Source organism: Micromonospora sp. NPDC048868 (genome assembly GCF_043198195.1).
Taxonomy (GTDB): domain Bacteria; phylum Actinomycetota; class Actinomycetes; order Mycobacteriales; family Micromonosporaceae; genus Micromonospora; species Micromonospora reichwaldensis.
Map to the genome: position 1 here is coordinate 224702 of NZ_JBICUN010000001.1, position 21389 is coordinate 246090.

At 75.6% G+C, this 21389-nt stretch carries 15 protein-coding genes and 1 pseudogene; 10 read left to right on the forward strand and 6 right to left on the reverse strand.

All coding sequences use genetic code 11. The features are described from left to right. Positions 1 to 18: 18 nt before the first annotated feature. From nadA to ACGFNF_RS01075, 3 genes are all read left to right on the forward strand, one after another. Entirely contained in the window at positions 19 to 1218 is a 1200-nt protein-coding gene (gene nadA, locus ACGFNF_RS01065; RefSeq protein WP_393164929.1) for a quinolinate synthase NadA, read from the forward strand. Positions 1219 to 1430: 212 nt separating this feature from the next. Further along, a complete protein-coding gene (gene murA, locus ACGFNF_RS01070) occupies positions 1431 to 2786 on the forward strand; it encodes a UDP-N-acetylglucosamine 1-carboxyvinyltransferase (protein ID WP_151456661.1) in 1356 nt (451 codons plus the stop codon). A 73-nt stretch (positions 2787 to 2859) separates the two neighbouring features. Then, complete coding sequence (locus ACGFNF_RS01075) at positions 2860 to 3468, forward strand: DUF3043 domain-containing protein (RefSeq protein ID WP_357578191.1); 609 nt, start codon at positions 2860 to 2862, stop codon at positions 3466 to 3468. 70 nt (positions 3469 to 3538) lie between these two features. Here the strand turns inward: ACGFNF_RS01075 and ACGFNF_RS01080 are convergent, their stop codons facing one another. From ACGFNF_RS01080 to ACGFNF_RS01095, 4 genes are all read right to left on the reverse strand, one after another. After that, positions 3539 to 4501 (reverse strand): ATP-binding cassette domain-containing protein, encoded by a 963-nt coding sequence (locus ACGFNF_RS01080; protein ID WP_393164931.1) that lies wholly within the window; start codon positions 4499 to 4501, stop codon positions 3539 to 3541. After that, positions 4498 to 5313, reverse strand: a complete 816-nt coding sequence (locus tag ACGFNF_RS01085; RefSeq protein WP_357578193.1) for an ABC-2 family transporter protein — start codon at positions 5311 to 5313, stop codon at positions 4498 to 4500. The genes ACGFNF_RS01080 and ACGFNF_RS01085 overlap by 4 nt, the downstream gene beginning before the upstream one ends. Then, positions 5306 to 6157, reverse strand: a complete 852-nt coding sequence (locus tag ACGFNF_RS01090) for an ABC-2 family transporter protein (RefSeq protein ID WP_357578194.1) — start codon at positions 6155 to 6157, stop codon at positions 5306 to 5308. The genes ACGFNF_RS01085 and ACGFNF_RS01090 overlap by 8 nt, the downstream gene beginning before the upstream one ends. Before the next feature lie 2025 nt (positions 6158 to 8182). Continuing rightward, positions 8183 to 8395, reverse strand: coding sequence for a hypothetical protein (locus tag ACGFNF_RS01095; protein WP_393164934.1), 213 nt, complete (start codon positions 8393 to 8395; stop codon positions 8183 to 8185). Positions 8396 to 10400: 2005 nt separating this feature from the next. On the opposite strand from ACGFNF_RS01095, the gene ACGFNF_RS01100 reads away from it, so the two are divergent. After that, positions 10401 to 12695: a WG repeat-containing protein gene (locus tag ACGFNF_RS01100; protein ID WP_393165321.1), complete on the forward strand. Its 2295-nt coding sequence runs from the start codon at positions 10401 to 10403 to the stop codon at positions 12693 to 12695. A 58-nt stretch (positions 12696 to 12753) separates the two neighbouring features. Further along, positions 12754 to 13752 carry an aldo/keto reductase family protein gene (locus ACGFNF_RS01105; RefSeq protein ID WP_357578198.1) on the forward strand — a complete coding sequence of 333 codons (999 nt, stop codon included), beginning with the start codon at positions 12754 to 12756 and terminating at the stop codon, positions 13750 to 13752. Positions 13753 to 13820: 68 nt separating this feature from the next. On the opposite strand, the gene ACGFNF_RS01110 is transcribed toward ACGFNF_RS01105, so the two are convergent. Together ACGFNF_RS01110 and ACGFNF_RS01115 are read right to left on the reverse strand one after the other, a co-directional pair. Then, complete coding sequence (locus tag ACGFNF_RS01110; protein WP_393164936.1) at positions 13821 to 14618, reverse strand: site-2 protease family protein; 798 nt, start codon at positions 14616 to 14618, stop codon at positions 13821 to 13823. Beyond that, entirely contained in the window at positions 14618 to 14818 is a 201-nt protein-coding gene (locus tag ACGFNF_RS01115) for a hypothetical protein (protein ID WP_151456671.1), read from the reverse strand. The genes ACGFNF_RS01110 and ACGFNF_RS01115 overlap by 1 nt, the downstream gene beginning before the upstream one ends. A gap of 190 nt (positions 14819 to 15008) precedes the next feature. Between ACGFNF_RS01115 and ACGFNF_RS01120 the strand changes: the two genes are divergently transcribed. From ACGFNF_RS01120 to ACGFNF_RS01140, 5 genes and pseudogenes are all read left to right on the forward strand, one after another. Beyond that, positions 15009 to 15209 (forward strand): hypothetical protein, encoded by a 201-nt coding sequence (locus ACGFNF_RS01120; protein WP_121400450.1) that lies wholly within the window; start codon positions 15009 to 15011, stop codon positions 15207 to 15209. A gap of 83 nt (positions 15210 to 15292) precedes the next feature. After that, positions 15293 to 16195 (forward strand): annotated as a pseudogene (locus tag ACGFNF_RS01125) (serine/threonine-protein kinase); the annotation flags it as partial. A 1011-nt stretch (positions 16196 to 17206) separates the two neighbouring features. After that, the gene (locus ACGFNF_RS01130) at positions 17207 to 19258 is read left to right on the forward strand and encodes a bifunctional adenosylcobinamide kinase/adenosylcobinamide-phosphate guanylyltransferase (protein ID WP_393164938.1); all 2052 of its coding nucleotides are present in this window, start codon (positions 17207 to 17209) and stop codon (positions 19256 to 19258) included. After that, the gene (gene cobS, locus ACGFNF_RS01135; RefSeq protein ID WP_393164940.1) at positions 19248 to 20021 is read left to right on the forward strand and encodes an adenosylcobinamide-GDP ribazoletransferase; all 774 of its coding nucleotides are present in this window, start codon (positions 19248 to 19250) and stop codon (positions 20019 to 20021) included. Before ACGFNF_RS01130 ends, cobS begins: the two co-directional genes overlap by 11 nt. Before the next feature lie 66 nt (positions 20022 to 20087). Then, a complete protein-coding gene (locus ACGFNF_RS01140) occupies positions 20088 to 21383 on the forward strand; it encodes a DUF2314 domain-containing protein (protein ID WP_393164942.1) in 1296 nt (431 codons plus the stop codon). The last annotated feature ends 6 nt before the right edge of the window (positions 21384 to 21389 follow it).

Sequence of the window (21389 nt, forward strand, 5' to 3'; positions counted from 1 at the left end):
TGTGGGACCATGGGGCACGTGACTTCGACCTGGGTGGAACCCTCCAACACCGCGACGGCACTGCTGCTGCTCGGCCGGGGCAGCGACCCCGCCACGGAGCGCGGCGTCGAGTGTCCGGGTGACCTGCCGGCGCCCAGCGACCCGGACCTGGTGGCCCGGGCGACGGCGGCGAAGGCGGCGCTGGGCAGCAAGGTCTTCGTGCTGGGGCACCACTACCAGCGCGACGAGGTGATCCAGTTCGCCGACGTGACCGGTGACTCGTTCAAGCTGGCCCGCGAGGCGGCGGCCCGGCCCGACGCGGAGTACGTCGTCTTCTGCGGCGTGCACTTCATGGCCGAGAGCGCCGACATCCTCACCTCGGACGCGCAGAAGGTGATCCTGCCCGACCTGGCCGCCGGCTGCTCGATGGCGGACATGGCGGTGCTGTCGCAGGTCGAGACCGCCTGGGACGTGCTCACCGAACTGGGCATCGCGGCGGAGACCGTCCCGGTGACGTACATGAACTCCTCGGCGGACATCAAGGGTTTCGTCGGCCGTAACGGCGGCGTGGTCTGCACCTCGTCCAACGCGAAGCGGGCGCTGGAGTGGGCGTACGAGCAGGGGTCGAAGGTCTTCTTCTTCCCCGACCAGCACCTGGGTCGCAACACGGCGGTGCTGGAGATGGGCTTCTCGCTGGACGACTGCGTCCTCTACGACCCGCACAAGCCCAACGGCGGGCTCACCCCGCAGCAGCTGCGTGACGCGCGGATGATCCTGTGGCGCGGGCACTGCTCGGTGCACGGCCGCTTCACGCTGGACAGCGTCGACGACGTGCGGGAGCGGGTGCCGGGGGTGAACGTGCTGGTCCACCCGGAGTGCCGGCACGAGGTGGTCACCGCCGCCGACTTCGTCGGTTCGACGGAATACATCATCAAGGCCATCGAGGCGGCCCCGGCCGGCTCGGCGTGGGCGGTCGGCACCGAGCTGAACCTGGTCCGCCGGCTCGCGCTGGCCCACCCGGACAAGCAGATCATGTTCCTGGACAAGGCCGTCTGCTACTGCTCGACCATGAACCGGATCGACCTGCCCCACCTGGTCTGGGCGCTGGAGGAACTGGTCGCCGGCCGGCTGGTCAACCAGATCACCGTCGACCCGGACACCGCGCACCACGCCCGGGTGGCGCTGGAGAAGATGCTGGCCCTGCCCGCGGCCGACACCCCGCCGCCCGCAGCGAGCTGATCACCCTCCGTAGCGGAATTGGCACGGAAATGGGTCCGATCACCGATTAGTACCCTCAGGGACGATGTGACCGGGTCCATGATCGTCACCGAGGGCTATGCTGCCGGTGCGACGACTCACGCGGGCCGTTTCGACATGGCCGCATTCCGGGTAGCGATGACTATCGCGTGCCCCACCATCAACACGGCAGCACCGACGCGCTGGAGGTTGCGTTGACCGACGATGTCCTGGTCGTACACGGAGGTACTCCGCTCGAAGGGCGGATCCGCGTGCGCGGCGCGAAGAACCTGGTCTCGAAGGCGATGGTCGCCGCCCTGCTGGGTGACAGCCCGAGCCGGCTGTACGACGTACCGAAGATCCGCGACGTCGAGGTGGTCCGGGGCCTGCTCGGCCTGCACGGGGTCAAGGTCACCGACGGCGGGGAGGACGGCGAGCTCGTCTTCGACCCGGCGAACGTGGAGAGCGCCAGCACGGACCAGATCAACGTGCACGCGGGCTCCAGCCGGATCCCGATCCTCTTCTGCGGGCCGCTGCTGCACCGCCTCGGCCACGCCTTCATCCCCGACCTGGGGGGCTGCCACATCGGGCCGCGCCCGATCGACTTCCACCTCCAGGCGCTGCGGGAGTTCGGTGCGACGGTCGAGAAGACCCCGGAGGGGCTGCACCTGTCGGCGCCGAACGGGCTGCACGGCACCAAGTTCGCCCTGCCGTACCCGAGCGTCGGCGCGACCGAGCAGGTGCTGCTGACGGCCGTGATGGCCGAGGGTGTCACCGAGCTGCGCAACGCCGCGGTGGAGCCGGAGATCATCGACCTGATCTGCATCCTGCAGAAGATGGGCGCGATCATCAAGGTGCACACCGACCGGGTCATCGAGATCCAGGGTGTGCCGAAGCTGCACGGCTACACGCACCGGCCGATCCCGGACCGGATCGAGGCGGCGAGCTGGGCGGCGGCGGCGCTGGCCACCCGCGGCCACGTCGAGGTGCTCGGCGCGCAGCAGGCCGACATGATGACCTTCCTGAACATCTTCCGCTCCGTCGGCGGCGAGTACGAGGTCACCGACGCCCGGCCGCCGAAGCTGGGCGACCCGGGCCAGGAGGGCGGGATCCGGTTCTGGCACCCGGGCGGCGAGCTGCACGCCGTGGCGCTGGAGACCGACGTGCACCCGGGCTTCATGACCGACTGGCAGCAGCCGCTGGTGGTGGCGCTCACCCAGGCCCGGGGCCTGTCGATCGTCCACGAGACGGTCTACGAGCAGCGGCTGGGCTACACCGAGGCGCTCAACTCGATGGGCGCCAACATCCAGGTCTACCGGGACTGCCTGGGCGGCACGCCGTGCCGCTTCGGCCGGCGCAACTTCAAGCATTCGGCGGTGATCGCGGGGCCGAGCAAGCTGCACGCCGCCGACCTGGTCATCCCCGACCTGCGGGCCGGTTTCAGCCACCTGATCGCCGCGCTGGCCGCCGAGGGCACCTCCCGGGTCTACGGCGTGGACCTGATCAACCGGGGCTACGAGGACTTCGAGGCGAAGCTGGCCGACCTGGGCGCGCACGTCGAGCGCCCGTAACGTCGACCACTCCCGTACGCGCCCGGTGCACCGCGATGTGCACCGGGCGCCGTCGTTTGGCTACCCTTTCCGCGTGCCCTCGCTGTTTCGCCGCAAGTCCTCCGACCTCGTCGACGAGGCCGTCACCCCGGTGACCCCCGACGAGGAGTCCACGCTTGCCCAGCCCCGGGGCTACACCCCGAGCAAGAAGGAGCTGGGCAAGGCCACCCCGAAGCGGCCGACCGCCGGCCGCCGGCCGGCCGCGGCCACCAAGCCGTTGACCAAGGAGGAGCAGCGGGAGCGCAAACGCCAGCTGCGCGCCGAGGCGGCTGAGGAGTTCCGCCGTGAGGGCGGCCCCCGCGACCGCGGCCCGGAGCGGCTGCTGGCCCGCAACGTGGTCGACTCCCGGCGTACGGTCGGCACCTGGTTCTTCGGTGGGGCGCTGATCGTGCTGATCGGCTCGAACGCCGCGATGCCGCCGGTCGTCCGCCTGGTCTCCAACATCCTCTGGGGCGCGCTCGCCCTGGGTGTGGTGGTCGACTCGCTCCTGATCTCGCGCAAGATCCGCAAGCTGGTCAGGGAGCGTTTCCCGAACACCGGGCAGCGGATGGGCTCGCTCTACCTCTACGCCATCATGCGGTCGATCACGTTCCGCCGGATGCGCGCCCCCGCGCCCCGGGTGAACATCGGCGACCCGGTCTGAGCCTGCCGCACCGACGGCCCCTACCGCAGCGCGGTACGGGGCCGTCGCCGTCACTGGCCCTGCGGGGGCGTCAGCAGCTGCCGTAGAGCCGGGCCACCACGTCCTCGATGTCCGGCTCGACGATCGAGACGTCCCGCAGCGCGCCCAGCCCGGCCAGGGCCGCCACCACCTCGGCCACCCCCGCCGACTCCAACGCGAAGACCAGCCGGTGCCCGTCGGCCTCCTGCCGGTGCAGCGGCGCGCCGGGCAGCACCGGCGGCTCGGCCAGCGGTGCGTCCAGGTCGGCGACGAGCAGCCGGCGTGACCCGTACCGCTCGTGCAGCGCGGCGATCGACCCGTCGTGCACCACCCGCCCGTGGTCGACCACCACCAGGCGCCGGCAGAGCCGCTCGATGTCGGCCAGGTCGTGCGTGGTGAGGACCAGCGTCGTGTCCCCGGCCCGGCCCAGCTCGCCGAGGAAGCCGCGGACCGCCTGCTTGCTGACCACGTCGAGGCCGATGGTGGGCTCGTCGAGGAAGAGCACCTCCGGGCCGTGCAGCAGCGCGGCGGTCAGCTCGCCGCGCATGCGCTGCCCGAGGGAGAGCTGCCGGACCGGGGTGTCGAGGAAGGCGTCCAGGTCGAGCAGGCTCCGGCAGCGGCGCAGCCGGGCGGCGTGCGCGGCGGCCGGCACCCGGTAGACGTGCCGCAGCAGCGCGAACGAGTCGCCCAGCGGCAGGTCCCACCAGAGCTGCGAGCGCTGGCCGAAGACCACGCCGACGCGCAGCGCGAGCCGGGTCCGCTCGGCCACCGGACGCAGGCCGCACACGCGTACCTCGCCGGCGGAGGGCGTCAGCACGCCCGTGAACATCTTGAGCGTCGTCGACTTGCCGGCGCCGTTGGGCCCGATGTAGCCGAGCATCTCGCCCCGGGCCACCCGCAGGTCGATGCCGTCCACGGCGGTGACCCGCCGTTTCTCCCGCCGCAGCCGGCCGGTGCGCACCCGGACGGTGAACTCCTTGCGCAGCCCGTCGGCCACGATCACGTCGTCGCTCACGACCCCGTACTCCGGTAGTGGCGGACCCCGGTGCGCCAGGCCGCCGCCGCGCCGACGGCCGCGACCAGCGCGACGGCCGGCGCGGTCCAGCCGACCCACGCCGGCAGGCCGAGCGGGTCGGCGCGGCCGAGCAGCGCCAGCGCCGGGTGGTAGCTGACGAAGGCGAAGCCCAGGCCGTACGCGAACACCGCGCGGAACCAGCCCTCGAAGACGGTGACCGGGTACGAGGCGAAGTCCCGCCCGCCGTAGGTGACCGAGTTGGCCAGCTCACCCGAGTCGACCCACCAGAACGAGACGGTGGCGGTGGCCACGAAGACCGACCCGAAGAAGACCACCCCGGCCAGCGGGGCGAGGACCACCAGCAGCGCCCGCGCCGGGGTCCACTGGACGCCGGCGGAGCCGACGGCGACGACCAGCACGGCGAGCCCGAAGACCGCCCGGGACACCTTGCGCAGCGGCAGGTCCATCAGCAGCAGCTGGGGCAGTGCGCCGAGTGGGCGGACCAGCACGGCGTCGAAGAGCCCGGTGCGCACGTACCGGGGCAGCCGCTCGATGTTGCCCACCAGCAGGTCGGCGACGGCGAACGCGCACGTCGAGAGGCCGACGACCACAAGCGTCTCGCGCAGCGTGAAGCCGCCCAGCTCCCGGGTGACCCCGAAGATCACCAGCACGGTCAGCACGTCGAAGACGGTGGACCCGACGTTGCCGACCACGTCGATGACGAACGAGGTCCGGTACGCCGTCTGCGCCCGTGCCTGCGCGCCGAGCAGCGCCCGGTACGCGGCCAGCGCCCCGCCCGACGTCTCAGCCACCCTGCACCACCAGGCGGCGTTCCGCGCGCCGCTGCACCAGCCGGCAGGCGGCCAGGATCAGCACGGCCCAGGCGAGCTGGAGGCCGACCAGCCCGACCTGCGTGCCGGTCGGGTCCCGCTCGACCAGCACGTCGAGCGGGGTCTGGAGCAGGCTCGGGAAGGGGGTGCCCAGCCAGAGAACGAGCTGGAGCCACTCCGGCAGGAAGCGCAGCGGGAAGTAGAGCCCGGCGAGCACGCCCGACGCGAGGGTCCAGAGGATCACCGGCCCCCGGACGTCCTGCAACCAGTACGCGGTCGCGTTGACCAGGAACCGGCAGCCGAAGCAGAGGACCACGGCGACGACGGCGGAGAACGCGAAGATCGGTAGGGTGGCCCAGCGGCGGGGCACGTGGACCTCGAAGAAGAGCGGCCCGACCAGCACCGGCGGCAGGAACCGGACCAGCGCGGCGTGGCCGGCGCGGCCCAGGTCGGCGGCGAGATGGCTGGTCACGGGGTGCACGGGCCGCAGCAGGTCGCTGGCGACGTCGCCGGTGCGGATCCGGTCGGCCAGCTCGGTCCAGCCCCAGAGCAGGACGACCGCCAGCAGGCCCTGGCCCACCCAGACGAAGGTGGCGAGCTGCCCCCGGTCGTACCCGGCCACCGTGCCGGCCGCGCCGACCGCCGCGAGCAGGACGTAGCACCGCAGGAAGCCGAAGACCGTGTTGGTCACGACGCCCGCCACCGACGCCTGCCGGTACGTGGCGTAACGTCGGAAGCCTGATCCGGTTATAGCCTTAAATGTCCGGAACCATAGGATAACGTTTGGGGCGGTGGGCGGTGCCACAGTGGCGGTGACTGAGCCCACGCCGCTACCCTCCTTCCGCAGCCACGCCGTACCGGAGGGGCGACTCTACCGGCACGTGGAGCGCCCAGCGCGACAATTTCCAACGAGGTGACATCGCCGTGAGCGAGCGGACGCGGGCCGGCCACCGGGGCGCCGTCGTGAGCGGACGGACGCCAGCCGGGCACCCGGGCGTGCCCGCTCCCCGGCGGCTGGCACCGGGCGTTCCGCCTACCCTCCGTGGCGACAGGGCAACCGGATGAGCCGCTACTACGACCACTGGCACGACTCCGCCGAACCGGCCTGGATGATCGAGCCCACCACCGAGTGGCACCCGCAGTTCCCCGGCCAGCGCTACGCGGGCGACATCGGCGTCGAACACGCGCCGTCCGCGCCCCGGGGCCGCTCCGCCGTGGGCCGGGCCGAGGTGCCCCCGCTCGCGCCCACCCGGCCGGACGGGACCTACATCGGCCGGTCGTGGGACGACCTGCCCGACGGACGCCCCGGTCGGCAGGACGCGTGGAACGGCCAACCGGACGGCCCCGACGCGCATCGGTACGGCGACGAGTCGTACCGACGCCAGCCCGCCGAGCCACGCCGGCCGGACGACCGGCAGTGGCCGCCCCGGCAGGAGCCACCGCACCGCAACGACCGGGGTCAGTTCGACGCCCCCGGCCGGCCCGTCGACTCCCCCCGACAGCGCGACCACGCCGGTCCCGACCGCTACGACAGCCGCACCCCCCGGTACGAGCCGGCCGGGCGGGACCGCCCCGTCTCCCCCGCCGGCCGGCCCGAGCCGGGCTGGCTCCCGGAGCCCGACGAGGACGTGCCGCCCCGCCGCCCCGCGGCGTACGAGCGCCCGGACGCCGGCTACGACCGCCGGCAGGACCCGGGCCACGACCACCGCCCCGGGCGCGTTCACGACCGTCCCGCCACGTCCGGCCACGACCGCCGGGCGGAGACCGTCGACGACCGCCAGGCGGACGCTGACGGGCGCCGCTACCAGTGGGCGCCCCCTGCCCCGGAGTCCCGCCCCTCCGACGGGCAGCGTGAGCGTCCTTTCGACGGCCAGCGTGAGCGTCCGGTCGACGGGCAGCGTGAGCGTCCTTTTGATGGGCAGTGGGGGCGTTCGGCCGCCGCGCAGCCGGAGCGCTCCGCCGACTCGCAGTGGGACCGCGGCCCCGGCGGACGGGGCCGCGAGGCCGGCGTACCCGCCGACGGGTGGCCGCGCCCCGACCGGGCCCCCGCCGGGCAGCAGATGCCTCCGGACGGCCAGCGGCGGCAGCAGGAGCCGGACGAGCGCTGGCGTGCGCACGAGGCGGCGCGTGCCGAGACGTACCCGGAGCGGGGACCGCGCGGGGTTGCCCGGCCCGACGCCCCTCGCCAGCCCGAGGCGCACCGGGGGCACCCGCAGCAGGACGGCGGCCTGCCCTGGCCCCCGGCCGGCCCCCTGCGGCCCGGCTCCGACCGGGGCGCGGCGCGCCGCCCCGAACCCCGCCCCGAGCACCGGCGACCGGCCGACCGCCCCCAGGACGCCGCGACCCCGCCGCTCCCGCCCGGGTACGACCAACGGCCGCAATCCCCCACCTACGGCGCCCCGACGACGTCCGGGGCGCAGGCCCCCGGACCGGCGGGCTTCCGGGCCCCGGCCGGGGACGTCCCGCCGCCGGGCCGCCCCGTCTCCCCCGCGCCGGCCCGCGACCTGCCACGCTCCGACCGGCCCGACCCGACCGCGCCGCTCCACGGTCGGCCGGTGTCGCCTGCCGGTCCCCTGTCCGGGCCTGTCTCGCCGGCCGGTCAGGTGTCACCCCCCGGGCCCCTTTCCGGGCGGACGTCGGCGGCGGGTCCCGCCCCGGCCCCGGCGTCGCCGGCGGATCCGACCATCAACCGCCCGGTCTCGCCGGCAGGCCCGGACGGCCGCCACCCGGTGTCACCCGCGGGTCCGGAGTTCCGCCACCCGGTATCGCCGGCAGGCCCGGACGGCCGCCACCCGGTGTCACCGGCAACCCCGGACGTCCGCCACCCGGTGTCGCCGGCAAGCCCGGTGGATCAGGTGGTCGGGCGGCCGGTGCCGCCAGCGGGTTCGGCCACCGGCCACACGCCCCGCCCGGCCCCGGAGGACGACCCCACGTCGATCTCGGCGCCTCCCGCCGCCCGACTGCGCCTGGAGTTCCTGCCGACGCCGCAGGCGACCGCCAGCAGGGTGTCCGGTGCGGCCCCGGAGACGACCACCGACGCGGCCCGCCAGGCGACAGCCAGCACGGTGCCCGGTCCGGCCCCGGCACACCCAGGACCGGCCCGGCCGGACGCACCGACGCCGCACCCGGGCACCGGGCACGGCGAAGCCCGGGCCGTGACGCAGCCCTCGGCCCCCGCGCCATCCGGGCAGCCGTCCGCCACCCGTCCGACCGCACCGCACCGCTCGCCGGAAGCCCCGGGAGCCGCAGGCACGGCCAGGCAGGACGTCCCGGCACCGCAGGCGCCCATCGCGCCCGACAGGCCCAGGCGGTACGTCCCGCCACCACCGAGTGGCCCGCCCACACCGGCCGCCCCGCCGCCTCCCCAGGCGCCTACCCCGAGTGGACCGGACGCCTGGTTCCGACCGTCCCGGCCCGTGGCACCTGCCCCGGTCACGCCGGACGGGTCTCTGCCCGCGAGCCAGGCTGACCCGTCCCCGACCGCCACGCCTCCCCCGACCACCACGCCGCCCCTGGGCGGCACGGCGACTCCAAGCGGCACGCCGGCGCAGAGTGGCACGGCGGCGTCGAGCGGCACGGCGGCGCAGAGCGGCACGGCGACTCCGAGCGGCACGCCAGCGCAAAGTGGCACGCTGGCGCAGAGTGGCACGGCGACTCCGAGCGGCACGCCGGCATTCAGCGAGGCGGCGGCCCCGAGTGGTACGGCACCAAGCGGCACGGTGGCTGCAAGCGGCAGGGTGGCTGCAAGCGGCGTGTCGACTCCCCACAGCGCGTCGGGCGTAGACGCCGTGCCGAACCGTGGCCTCGACGGGTCGGTCCCGAATCCTCCCGACGGCGGTACCCCCTCGCCCGAACCTGCCACCTCGTCGTCGGCAAGATCCACGTCTCCGTCTCACGACCACCCCGAACCGCCGTCCGAGGTCGCCCCGGCGGAATCGGCCCCGGTCTCGCCGGCCATCCCACCGGCGTCCGGCCCACGAGTCGTACCGGCGACAGCGCCGGCACCGCCCGCGTCTTCTCTTTCCGAGCAGGTGTCCGGTCCGCCCGCCGGGCTGGCATTGCCCGTGCCCACCCTTCCCGAGCCGGTACACGGTTCGCCCGCTGGGCCGGTGCCTTCCGCACCCGACCCGGTGTCCGGTCCGCCCGCCGGCCCGGCCCCCGCGCCTGCCCCGACGTCCCCTGCGCCTGCCGTCCCGATGCCGCCGACCGTCCGGGAACCGGCACCGGCACCGGCACCGGCGAACCCGACGCCGTTCGCCGTCCCGCCGGAGCAGCCCGTATCCGCACCACCCGCGCCGCCCGTCCCCGCAGCGCCCGCACCGCCCATCCCCGCACCGTCCACGCCGCCCGTGCCCGCGCCGCCGCCCGTCTCCGCACCGCCCGCGCCGCCCGTCTCCGCACCGTCCACGCCGCCGGTCTCCGCACCACCCGCGCCGCTGGTGCAGAGCAACTCCGCAGCGTCCGTCTCCGCGCCTCCCGGGCAGACCACCTTCGCGTCGCCCGCGCCGCGCCCGGGCTCCGCGACTCCTGCCCGGCCCGTGTCGGCACCACCGTCCGGCCTGCAGGTTGCAGCGCCGGTCGTACGGCCGATGCCGGACGCACCGACGGCAGCAGCCCAGGCACAGCCGGCCGGGCCCGATCCCGTCACGGCGAATGGAACCGCCCCGAAGGCAGCGGTACAGTACGAAGCAACGCCGCCGCCGTACCCGAACGCGGCGGACACAGCGGCCCCGCGCATGGACGGGCATGCCACGACTCCCACGCTCGAACCGGTTGAGCGGATGCCGAACGACCCGGCTGCGCCCACCGGTGGAACACCATGGTTGTCACCGAAGGCTTTTGACACCCGTGGTGTTCCACCCACCGCGGCCGATCCGCGTCCCGTGTCCGCGCCGCCCGTCGGCGCTGCGACACCGGTGTCCGCACCGCCTGTCTCCCCCGTCGCCGGCCCTCCGGCCGAGCCGACGGAGGTGTCCCGGGCCGGTTCTGTCGGGCCGGCCGCCGGGATGAGCGACTCGGTCCCGGCCGCACCGGCCCCGCGCCCTGTCTCCGCGCCACCGGCCCCACCCATCGACGCGCCACCAGCCCAGCCGGTCTCCGCACCACCAGCCCGGCCCATCGACGCGCCGCCGGCCGAACAGGTCTCCCCGTCACCAGACCGGCCCATCGCCGTGCCAGCGGCCCAGCAGGTCTCCGCGCCACCGGCCCCGCGTCCTGTTTCCGCGCCACCGGCCCAGCCTGTCGCCGCGCCGCCGGTACCGTCTGTGTCCGGGCCGCCCGTCGCGTCAGATCCGTACGCGCCTGCGCAGGACGCGTCCGCCACTGCCGCCGCACAGGCCGACGCGGTGTCGGCCCCGCCGGGCGAGCCGGTCTCCGCTCCGCCCGCCGCGTCGGTGCCGCCCCCGCCCATCGTCCGTGGCGCGTCGTCGCAGGCACCGCAGCCTGTCTCGGCACCCGCCGCAGACCTCGTGCCGGCCCGGCCCGTTTCCGCGCCGCCGACAGCCTCGGTACCGCCCACGGACGTCTCGCCGGTACCGCCCACCTCCGAGCCGTCGGCGCAGCCGGTGTCCGCGCTGCCTGTCGCCGCTTCGCCCGACGCCGTGCCCTCTCTCGCCACGTCGCCCGCCGCCAGGCCGCTCGGTGGGCAGGTGCCATCGACGAGCGCGGAGCCCTCCGCGCCCCGCACCGCCGAGCCAGCCATCGCCGCGACGAACACCGCCGAGCCCCACGCCGTCGGAGCCAGCGCCGCCGAACCACGGGCCACCGAACCGAGCACCAGCGGACCACTGGCCACCGAAGCGAGCACCGCCGAGTCACGGGTCGCCGAACCAAGCACCACCGGACCACGGACCACCGAACCGAACACCGCCGCAGCACGGACCACCCAACCGAGCACCACCGAACCACGGACCACCCAACCGAACACGGCCGGACCACAGGCCGACGGAACACGGGCCGGCGGACCACGGGCCGCCGGGATGCCCGTCGGGTCGCGGGACGCAGGGCACCAGAGCGCCGCGCAGGGCGATCCGCAGCAGGCGCGGGACGCCGGGCACCAGAACGCGGCGCAGGGCGATCCGGAGCAGGTGCTGGCGAGCTACCGGTGGCGGCTCGATCCGGCCACCCTGCGGGAGATCGTGGCGGAGCCGGACGAGTTCCGGACGATCCGGCGGCGGCTGACCGAGAAGCTGGGCGCGGCCGTGGACAACAAGTCGCGCGCCCGGCTGCTCAGCCTGCGGGCGGTGGTGTCCCGGATCCTCGGCGAACTGGACGACGCCCTGGCGGACGGTCGGCTCGCGCTCACCTACGCCGAGGCCACCGGGGAGCTGCGGCGTACGGCGGTGGCCCAGGCCCGGCTGGCGCACGTGTTGCGCTGGCGCGGCGAGTTCGTCGAGGCCGACCGGCTCTTCGCCGAGGCGAACTCCACGGAGTTGCCACAGCGGCTGCGCGCGGTGCTGCACGAGCACGCCGGGCGGTCCTGCTACGACCAGGGTCGGCTGATGGAGGCCTGTCACCACTTCGAGCGGGCCCTGGACCTGCGTGGCACCGAGGACCCCGAGTTGCAGGCCCGGATCCGGCTGAGCCTGGACGCGGTGGCGGAGCGGGTCGCGGAGACGGGCTTCGGGCCGTACCCGCGCAGCCGCGAGGAGGTGCTGGAGCGTGACCGGCCCCCGATGCCGGCCCGCGACGGCGACCTGTGGGGTTTCTCCGACACGGACGGCGACCTGGTCATCGCGGCCGAGTACGCGGAGGCCCAGCCGTTCCGCGACGGGCTGGCCTGGGTGCGGCGCCCCGAGACCGAGCGGTGGTCGCTCATCGACCGCGCCGGCACCACGGTGCTCGAACCGTCGTACCCGGTGGTCCGCTCGTTCTCCGACGGGCTGGCCTGGGTGTCCGACGGCGGCGACGCCGGCTGGGTGGCGATCGACGCCACCGGCGAGGTGGTCGTGCCGCACGGCTTCGCGGACGTACGCCCGTTCCAACGCGGCGTGGCCGTGGTCCGCCGCGACGGCTGGGGCGCGGTCGACCGCAACGGCCGGATCGTGGTGCCCACCCGGCACCACGGCTTCGCCACCGTCCTGGCCGACGGCCGGTACGTCGACGGCTTCACCGAGGAGGGGCTGGCCGTGGTGGAGGTGGCCGGCCGGCGTGGCGTGGTGAACCGGGCCGGGAAGGTGCTGGTGGCGCCCAGCTATCCGGCGCTGGTCGTCCACCCGGTCGCGTTCCTGGTCGGCGACGGCACGGGCCGCTGGGGCGCGCTCGACCGGCGGGGCGAGCCGCTCATCGAGCCGGTGCACCGCGACCGCGACGAGGTCGTCGCCGAGATCGAGCGGCTGCTCGTCGACACCAGCCCCGTGCTCTGAGCGACAGGGTGGCCCGCCACGAGGGGTGGGCATGATCGGAACGGGCTAGGGTCGACTCATGGAATTCCGTCACCTGGGCCGTTCCGGCCTGATGGTCAGCGAGATCTCGTACGGCAACTGGATCACCCACGGCTCGCAGGTCGAGGAGGACGCGGCGTTCGCCTGCGTCCGGGCCGCCCTGGACGCCGGCGTCACCACCTTCGACACGGCCGACGTGTACGCGGGCACCCGCGCCGAGGACGTGCTGGGCCGCGCGCTGGAGGGCGAGCGGCGCGAGGGGCTGGAGATCTTCACCAAGGTGTACTGGCCCACGGGGCCGGGCCGCAACGACCGGGGCCTGTCCCGCAAGCACATCATGGAGTCGATCAACGGCTCGCTGCGCCGGCTGCGCACCGACTACGTGGACCTCTACCAGGCCCACCGGTACGACCACAGCACGCCGCTGGAGGAGACGATGGAGGCGTTCGCCGACGTCGTGCACTCCGGCAAGGCGCTCTACATCGGCGTCTCCGAGTGGAAGGCGTCGGAGATCCGCGCGGCCCACCAGCTCGCCCGTGAGCTGCACATCCCGCTGGTCTCCAACCAGCCGCAGTACTCGATGCTCTGGCGGGTCATCGAGTCCGAGGTCGTCCCCACCAGCGAGGAGCTGGGCATCGGGCAGATCGTCTGGTCGCCGATCGCGCAGGGCGTGCTCTCGGGCAAGTACCTGCCGGGCCAGCCGCCGCCGGCCGGCTCCCGGGCCACCGACGAGAAGTCGGGCGCGGGCTTCATCTCCCGGTTCATGACCGACGAGGTCCTGACCCGGGTGCAGCGGCTCAAGCCGCTGGCCGAGCAGGCCGGGCTGAGCATGGCGCAGCTCGCCGTCGCCTGGGTGTTGCAGAACCCGAACGTCTCCTCGGCGATCGTCGGCGCCTCCCGCCCGGAGCAGGTGCACGACAACGTCAAGGCGGCCGGCGTGAAGCTCGACGCCGAGCTGCTCAAGGCGATCGACGAGATCGTCGACCCGATCGTCGAGCGCGACCCGGCCCGCACGGAGTCTCCCGCCGAGCGCCCGTGACGCGTCCCGGCCCGGGCCGGCCCGCACCACGGGCCGCCCGGGCCGGACCGTGCCGGCGGGGGCGCGGTTCAGCCCTGCCAGAAGCGGATCAGGTCCAGGCCGAGGGCGTAGAGCCACGGGGGCAGGCCGAGGAAGTCGCCGACGGCGAAGACCGCGTCGAAGAACCAGCCGCCGATCCGCGGGTTCCACAGCAGCGCGAACAGCAGGATGAAGCCGAACGGGGCGAACAGGTCGTACATCCTGCGCCACTGCGGGTTCAGCCACGGCTGGATCATGTTGCCGCCGTCCAGGCCGGGCACCGGGAGCAGGTTGAGCACGCTCGCGGTGAGCTGGAGGAACGCCAGCAGCGCCACGGCCGCCCAGAACTCGACCGGCCCGCCGCCGCCCGCCCCGAGGCGTACGGCGAGCACCAGGACCAGCGTGAACAGCACGTTGGTGGCCGGGCCCGCCAGGCTGACCAGGGTGTGCCGCAGCCGCCCCGGGATGGCGTGCCGGTCCACCCAGACCGCCCCGCCGGGCAGGCCGATGCCGCCGAGCAGCACGACCACCACGGGCAGCGCGATCGACAGCAGCGGGTGGCTGTACTTCAGCGGGTTGAGCGTCAGGTAGCCCCGGTGGGCGACGCTGCGGTCGCCGGCCCGGTAGGCGACGACGGCGTGGGCGTACTCGTGCAGGCAGAGCGAGACCAGCCAGCCGGACACGACGAAGAGGAACACGTCGAGCCGGACGTTGCCGAACCCGTTCCAGGTGAGCACCCCGCTGGTCACGAAGAGCGCGACCAGGGCGAGGAAGACGGGGCTGGGCCGGAACGCCGCCCGGGGCACGCCGAGCACCAACGGCTCGCCCCCCGGGCGGTCGCCGGCCATCACTCCGCCGGAGGCAGCAGGCTCATGCGGTAGTCCACCCGGTCGTCCTCCACGAGCGTGACCGAGGTGACGCCGGACGCCGCGAGCTCCCGCCAGGCCTGACCGATCCAGGACTCGGCGTCCGCCTGGCTGCTGAACGACTCCGCCGGCCCCTCGACCGACTCGCCGTTCGCGCCCTCGTACCGCCAGCTCCACGCCATGCCGCGTCTCCCCTCGCCGCTGATGTCCCGTGGGACGAACCCCCGCCAGCGTAGTCGGCCGGGCGCGGGGCGGCCCGACATCCGTACGCCGGGCGGGCGGCGCAGGGTTCCCCGGCCCCTGTCCGGGTATGGGCCTCCTGACGCGCGACGGGGCGGTCGCCGACCGCCGACGGGCCTGGAGGAGGCGACGATGGACGAACCGCTGCACGACAAGGACACCGAGGCGCTGCGGGCGATGGCGGTGCGCGGCGGCATCGTGGGGGCCGCGCACATGGAACGGGAGGACCTGCTGGACGCCCTCGTCGCCCGCCCCGGGGAGGGCGCCTGGCAGGAGGACCCGAAGCCGGCGGCGGTCAACCCCAACGACTTCCAGTACCAGACACCCCGGTAGTCCACCGCCGCCCCGCCGGGCGGCCAGCCCCGCCGCCCCGCCGGGCGGCCAGTCCCGCCCCGCCGGGCCGGTACGGTGTCGCGGTGCTTACTCGGGGAGTGGTGCTCAGCGACCGGTACCGGCTGGACGACCGCGTGGCGATCGGCGGCATGGGCGCGGTCTGGCGGTGCACCGACCTGATGCTGGAACGCACGGTGGCGGTGAAGGCGCTGCTGCCGGCGCTGAGCGCGGATCCCGATTTCACGGCCCGGTTCCGGGCGGAGGCGCGGATGCTGGCGGCGCTGCGCCACCCGGGCGTGGTCGCCGTGCACGACGTCGGCCGGTCCGTCCTCGACGACGGCAGCCGGGTCGACTACCTGGTGATGGAGTACGTCGACGGCCAGCCGCTGAGCTCCTGGCTGCGGCGGGCGGGATCGCTCGACCCGGCGTCGACCATGTCGGTGGTGGCGCAGGCCGCCGAGGCGCTGCACACCGCCCACCTCGCCGGCATCGTGCACCGGGACGTCAAGCCGGGCAACCTGCTGGTGAAGGGCGACGGCCGGGTGGTGCTCGTCGACTTCGGCATCGCCCGCTCCGGCACCACGGCGGGCATCACCGCCGCCAACGTGATGCTCGGTACCGCCTCGTACATGTCGCCCGAGCAGGCCGCGAACCAGCCGGTCTCCCCGGCGACGGACGTCTACGCGCTCGGCGCGGTGGCGTACTTCTGCCTGACCGGCCAACCGCCGTTCGACGGGGACAACCCGCTCCAGGTGGCGTTGCGGCACCTCCAGGAGGAGCCGCCGCCGCTGCCGCCCGACATCCCGGCGGCGGTGGCCGCGCTGGTGCGGCGGGCGATGGCGAAGCGCCCCGGCGACCGGTTCGGCGACGCGGCGGCGATGGCCGACGCCGCGGCCGAGGCCCGCGACGCGACCCTGGCCGTGGTGCCGACGTCCGCCCGCCCGCCGTGGGCCGTCGCCGGCCCGACCTCGGCGGCGCCCTCCGCCGCGCGACCGGACCAGGGCGGCACCCCGGCGGCCGGTGACGCCGTTGCGCCGGCCCCCGCCGGGCCGGTCGCCCCGCCGGATCCGTGGGCGCCGCTGCCACCCGTCGCCGCCCGCCCGCACCCGGGACCGGCGACGGGAAGCGACGCCCGGGGACCGGTCCCGCCCACCCGGGAGGACCCGGTCGTGCCGCAGCCGGCACGGCGGCGCCGGGCCGCGCTGCTCGGCTCGGCGGCCACCGGGCTCGTGGTGCTGGTCGGGGTGGCCGCGCTCGCCCTGGCCCCCGACGACGGCCCGGCCGGCGGAGACGTCCCGGCGGCGCTGACCGGCGAGACGGCGGCGGGCCCGTCCGGCGCGGCGGCCGACGACGGTACGGGCCGGCTGCGCGTCGAGCCCACGCCGGGTGCCACCCGCGCGACGACGTCGTCGGCGTCCCGCAGTCCGTCGGCGTCGCCGCCCGGGCGCTCCCCGGTCCCGACGGCGGGCAGCGGCGAGCCGACCGCGACCGCTCCCGGCGGACCCGGCCCCGGAACGACGACCGGCCAGCCGGCGAAGCCGAACCCGTACACGCCGATCGAGGCGTGCGGCAGCGGATACAGGGTGATCGACTCGGCCCCGCTGACCGTCTCGGGCAGCCGGAAGGGCAGGGTCTACCTGCTCTACGACGCCGGCAGCGGCAACAACTGCGTGGTCACGATGAAGGAGACAGCGGTGGGCACGGCGACGGCCGCCTCGGCGTGGCTGGAGGTGCGGGGCCGGGCCCGCAGCACCGACAGCGGGTCGTTCTCGTACTACGCGGGGCCGGTGCGGGCCAGGGCCGCCGGGGTGTGCGTGAAGTGGGGCGGGTCCACCGGCGGGGCCAGCTACGGCAGCGGTTTCGAGCACTGCGACTGAACGCCGCCTCGAAAATGCCCCTGCCCGCGACGGTGACCGGCCGGCCGCCGCGGGGTCCGGGCCGGTCGTACCCCGCACCTCAGGGGGGCCGCACCCGGGCGCTGGCTCTAAAGTACGGGCATGTCCGTTGACGGGTGGAACACGGTCCTGGTGCTTGGCGGCATCCGGTCCGGAAAGTCCGAGTTCGCCGAGTCCCTGGTCGCCGACGCGCCGACGGTCCGCTACGTGGCCACGGCCGCCGACGCGCCCGCCGACGACGCGGAGTGGGCGGCCCGGCTGGCGGCGCACCGCGAGCGCCGGCCGGAGACCTGGACCACCGAGGAGACCGCGGCCGACCCGCGCCGCCTCGCGGACGTGCTCGCCTCCGCCGGGCCCAACGAGACGCTGCTCGTCGACGACCTCGGCGGCTGGGTGACCGTGCTGCTCGACCCGGCGCACCAGCCGGCGGACGACACCGCCACCATCGCCGAGCTGGCGGCGGCGGTGCGCTCCTGCGCGGCCCGGCTGGTGCTGGTCAGCCCCGAGGTCGGGCTCTCCCTGGTGCCCACCACCCCGCTCGGGCGGGCCTTCACCGACGCGCTGGGCGCGGCCAACCGGGCGGTCGCCGACGCCTGCGACGCGGTCGTCCTCGTGGTCGCCGGCCAGGCCGCCTGGCTCAAGCCGGGCGCCCCGCACCCGGCCACCGTGCCCGCACAGGCCGGCCCCACACAGTCCGGCCCCGCACAGTCCGGCCCCGCGCAGGCCGGCCCCGCACAGCCCGGGTCCGCGCAGGCCGGCCCTGCACAGGCCGGCCGGGCGCAGACTGGCGCCCCGGGCTCTCCCGGCGGCGCGGGCGGGTCGGTGGCCGCGTCGGAGCCCTCCCCGGACGTGTTCACCCCCACGCCGCCGGCCGCCCCGGACGCGGTGCCCGGCGCCGAGCCGACCGGCACCGCCTGGGCCGCCCCGACCATGGCGCTGCCGATGGTCGCCACGGGCCTGGTCATCCAGCCCGGCATGGAACTGCCCATGCCCGACGAGTACGCCGGCCCGCAGGCGATCGAGCGGCTCGCCACCCTGGACGTGCCCGGGTCGGGGCTGGGCGTGCTGGAGCGGGCGGTCGGGTTCGCCGCCGCCACCCAGGGCACCGTCACTCCGGCCCCGTGGGGCCGGGTGCGGGTGCTGCTGCTGCACGGCGACCACCTCGGCGACGCCGCCGCCGGCACCGTGGAGGGCGAGTCGGCGCGCCGGGCCCGGCAGGCCCGCGCCGGGCAGGGGGCGCTGGCCCGGCTGGCCGCCGAGAGCGGCGCCGAGCTCCAGGTGGTGGAGGTCCCGGCGTCCGCGCCGATGGAGACCGAGCCCACGCTGACCGGCGAGCAGGTCGAGGTCGCCCTGCGCTACGGCTGGCGGCTCGCCGAGGAGGCCGCCGACGCGGGCGTACGACTGCTGGTGCTCGGGGCGTGCGGCGCCGGCACCGAGGCCGCCGCGGCGGCGGTGCTGGTGGCGACGGCGGGCGCTGAGGCGCCGGCGGTGCTCAGGCGGGTGGTCACCGACTCGGGCGAGATCGACGACGCGGCCTGGATGCGGCGGTGCGCGGCGGTACGGGACGCGCTGCACCGCACCCGGAACTCGCCGCGCAGCGCCAAGGACGTGCTGGCCGAACTGGGCGGCGGGGACGTCGCCGTGGCCACCGGCGTGCTGCTCGGCGCCACCGCCCGCCGGCTGCCGGTGATGCTCGACGGTCCGGTCGGGGTGGCCGCCGCCATGGTCACCCGCGACCTGGCCGGGCAGGCCCGGCACTGGTGCCTGCTGGCCGACCACGGCGGGCACCCCGCCGTGCAACTCGGTGCCGACGTGCTCGGCCTGACCCCCCTGCTCGATTTGCGGCTCGACCTGGGCGAGGGCGCGAACGCGCTGGCCGCGCTGCCGCTGCTGCGCTCGGTGCTGGCGCTGGCCGCCGCGCTGCCGGCCCACCCGTCGCTCGGCGACGGCGAGAACGACGAGCCGGCCACCGACGAGCCCGACTTCCGCGAACCCGAGCCGGCCGGACCCGGGCCGACCAGCACCGAACCCGACTTCCGCGAACCTGAGCCCACCGGACCCGGACCGACCAGCACCGAGGCCGACCTCCGCGAGCCCGGCGGCGCCGGGACGGACACGGAAGCGGTGGACCCGTCCGGCCGGCGTGCCGGCTGAGTCGCGGCTCGCCGACGGGGCGCGGCTGGCGCTGACCACCTTCACCACCCTGCCGGTACGCGCCGGCCGCGTCGACCGGTCGGTGGCGGGCACGGCGATGGCGCTCGCCCCGGCGGTCGGCGCGCTGCTCGGCGTCGTCCTCGCCGGCGTCCTGCTGCTCCCCGGTGCGCTCGCGCCCCCGCTGGTGGCGGCGGCGGTGACCGTCGGCGCCGGGGCGCTGCTCACCCGGGGGCTGCACCTGGACGGGCTGGCCGACACCGTGGACGCGCTGGGGTCGTACCGGCGCGGGGACGCCGCGCTGGAGATCATGAAGAAGCCGGACGTGGGCCCGTTCGGGGTGGCCGCGCTGGTGGTCGTACTCCTGGTGCAGGCGGCGGCCCTCGCGGAGCTGGCGGGACGGTCCTGGCCGGCGGCGCTCGCGGCGGTGGTCACGGCGACGGCCGCGGGCCGGTTCGGGGTGGCGGTGGCCTGCCGGCGCGGGGTGCCGGCGGCCCGCCCGGAGGGGCTCGGCGCGCTGGTCGCGGGCGCCGTCGGGCCGGTCGCCCTGGCCGCCGGGGCGGTCGCCGTCGCGCTGCCGGCGCTCGCGGCCGTGCCGGGCCGCCCGTGGCAGGGGCCGCTCGCCGTCGCCGCCGCCCTCGCCGTCGCGGTGGGGCTGCTGCGACACGTGGTACGCCGGCTCGGCGGCGTCACCGGCGACGTGCTCGGCGCGACCGTGGAGGTGGTCACCACGCTGGTCTACCTGGGAGTGGTGCTGTCCGGCTGAACAGGGCGCACCGCGCCGGGTAGCGTTCTCCCACGACAGCACCGGCGCGGCCAACCGGGGGACGACATGCTCATCACGGACGACTTCCTGCCCGTACCGGTTCCGGAGTCGCTGAGCGCGACCTACCTGGTGCCCATGACGGGGCTGCCGAAGGTGAGCGCGAAGACGGCGGTGGCGCGGCTCACCGGCCGGCTGGCGGAGCCGGTGCACGGGCTGGCGCGGCACATGCTCGACAGCCCGCTGATGAGCGTCGACACCCGGCCGATCGCCGAGTTTCCCGAGCTGCCGCCGGACCTGCTCACCGCGTTCGGCGCCACCGAGGCGCAGCTGGCCCGGCTGGCCGCCGCGAGCCACCTGGTCGTGGTGCAGGCCGAGTACCGGCCCGGCTGGCCGCCGGCCCACGAGTGGGCGGCCCGGGCGGTGGCCGCCGCCGTCGCCGAGTCCGTCGACGGCGACGTGGTGGACGTGTTCGGCCTCCAGTTCCTCGACCCGGCGACGGCGCTGCGCTCACTCCCCGACGACCAGGGGCGGATCCGGCTGGTCGACTGGGTGCTGGTGCCCTACTCCTCCGACGCCGAGGGGCTCTGGTTCACCACGAAGGGGCTACGCCGCTTCGGGCTGCTGGAGTTGCAGACCCAGGGCGTGCCGGACCACCTGACCCGGGCCTGGGGCGCGGTGATGACCGGGGCCGCCCGGCGGCTGCTGCGGGACTGGACCGACGGGCTCTCCGGGGAGGAGGTGCCGGCGTTCGTGCAGCTGCCGGTGCTGGCCACGGTGACCGGGCACGACATCGCGGTGGCGTACGGCAATCCGGAACAGCACGGCGCGACGGCGCCGGTGCTGCTGCGCCTGGAGCTGGACCCGGCCACCGACCCCGACGCCGACTCGTTCCTCAGCCTGCGCCCGCCCGCCGGGCACCCGGGGCCGGACGGCCGCTACTACGCCGCCGCCTGCGCCACCCTCTTCGCCGGCATCCAGCCGGACGTGCGCTACGCCCGGGCGGGCGACGCGATGAGCAGGGCGGTCGCCACCGCCCGGGCCGGGCTGGGCGACATCCGGGCCCGGTTCCTCGCCGGCCAGCTCCCGCCGGAGACGCAGCTCGTGGTCAAGTACGGCCTGCCCGGCGACGACGGCCCGGAGCTCGTCTGGGCCGGGGTGACCTCGTGGGACACCCCGGAGCGGATCGTGGCCGCCAGCGCCTGCGACGCCAACACCGACCCGACCGTGCGCATCGGCTCCCCGGTCGTCGTGGAGGCCACCCACGTCGTCGACTGGGCCGTCCTCGACGGCACCGGCGTCATCGAGGGCGGCTGGACCCAGGCCGTCCTGGACGCCGGCGAACGCCCCCACCCCCCACTCTGACCCCCT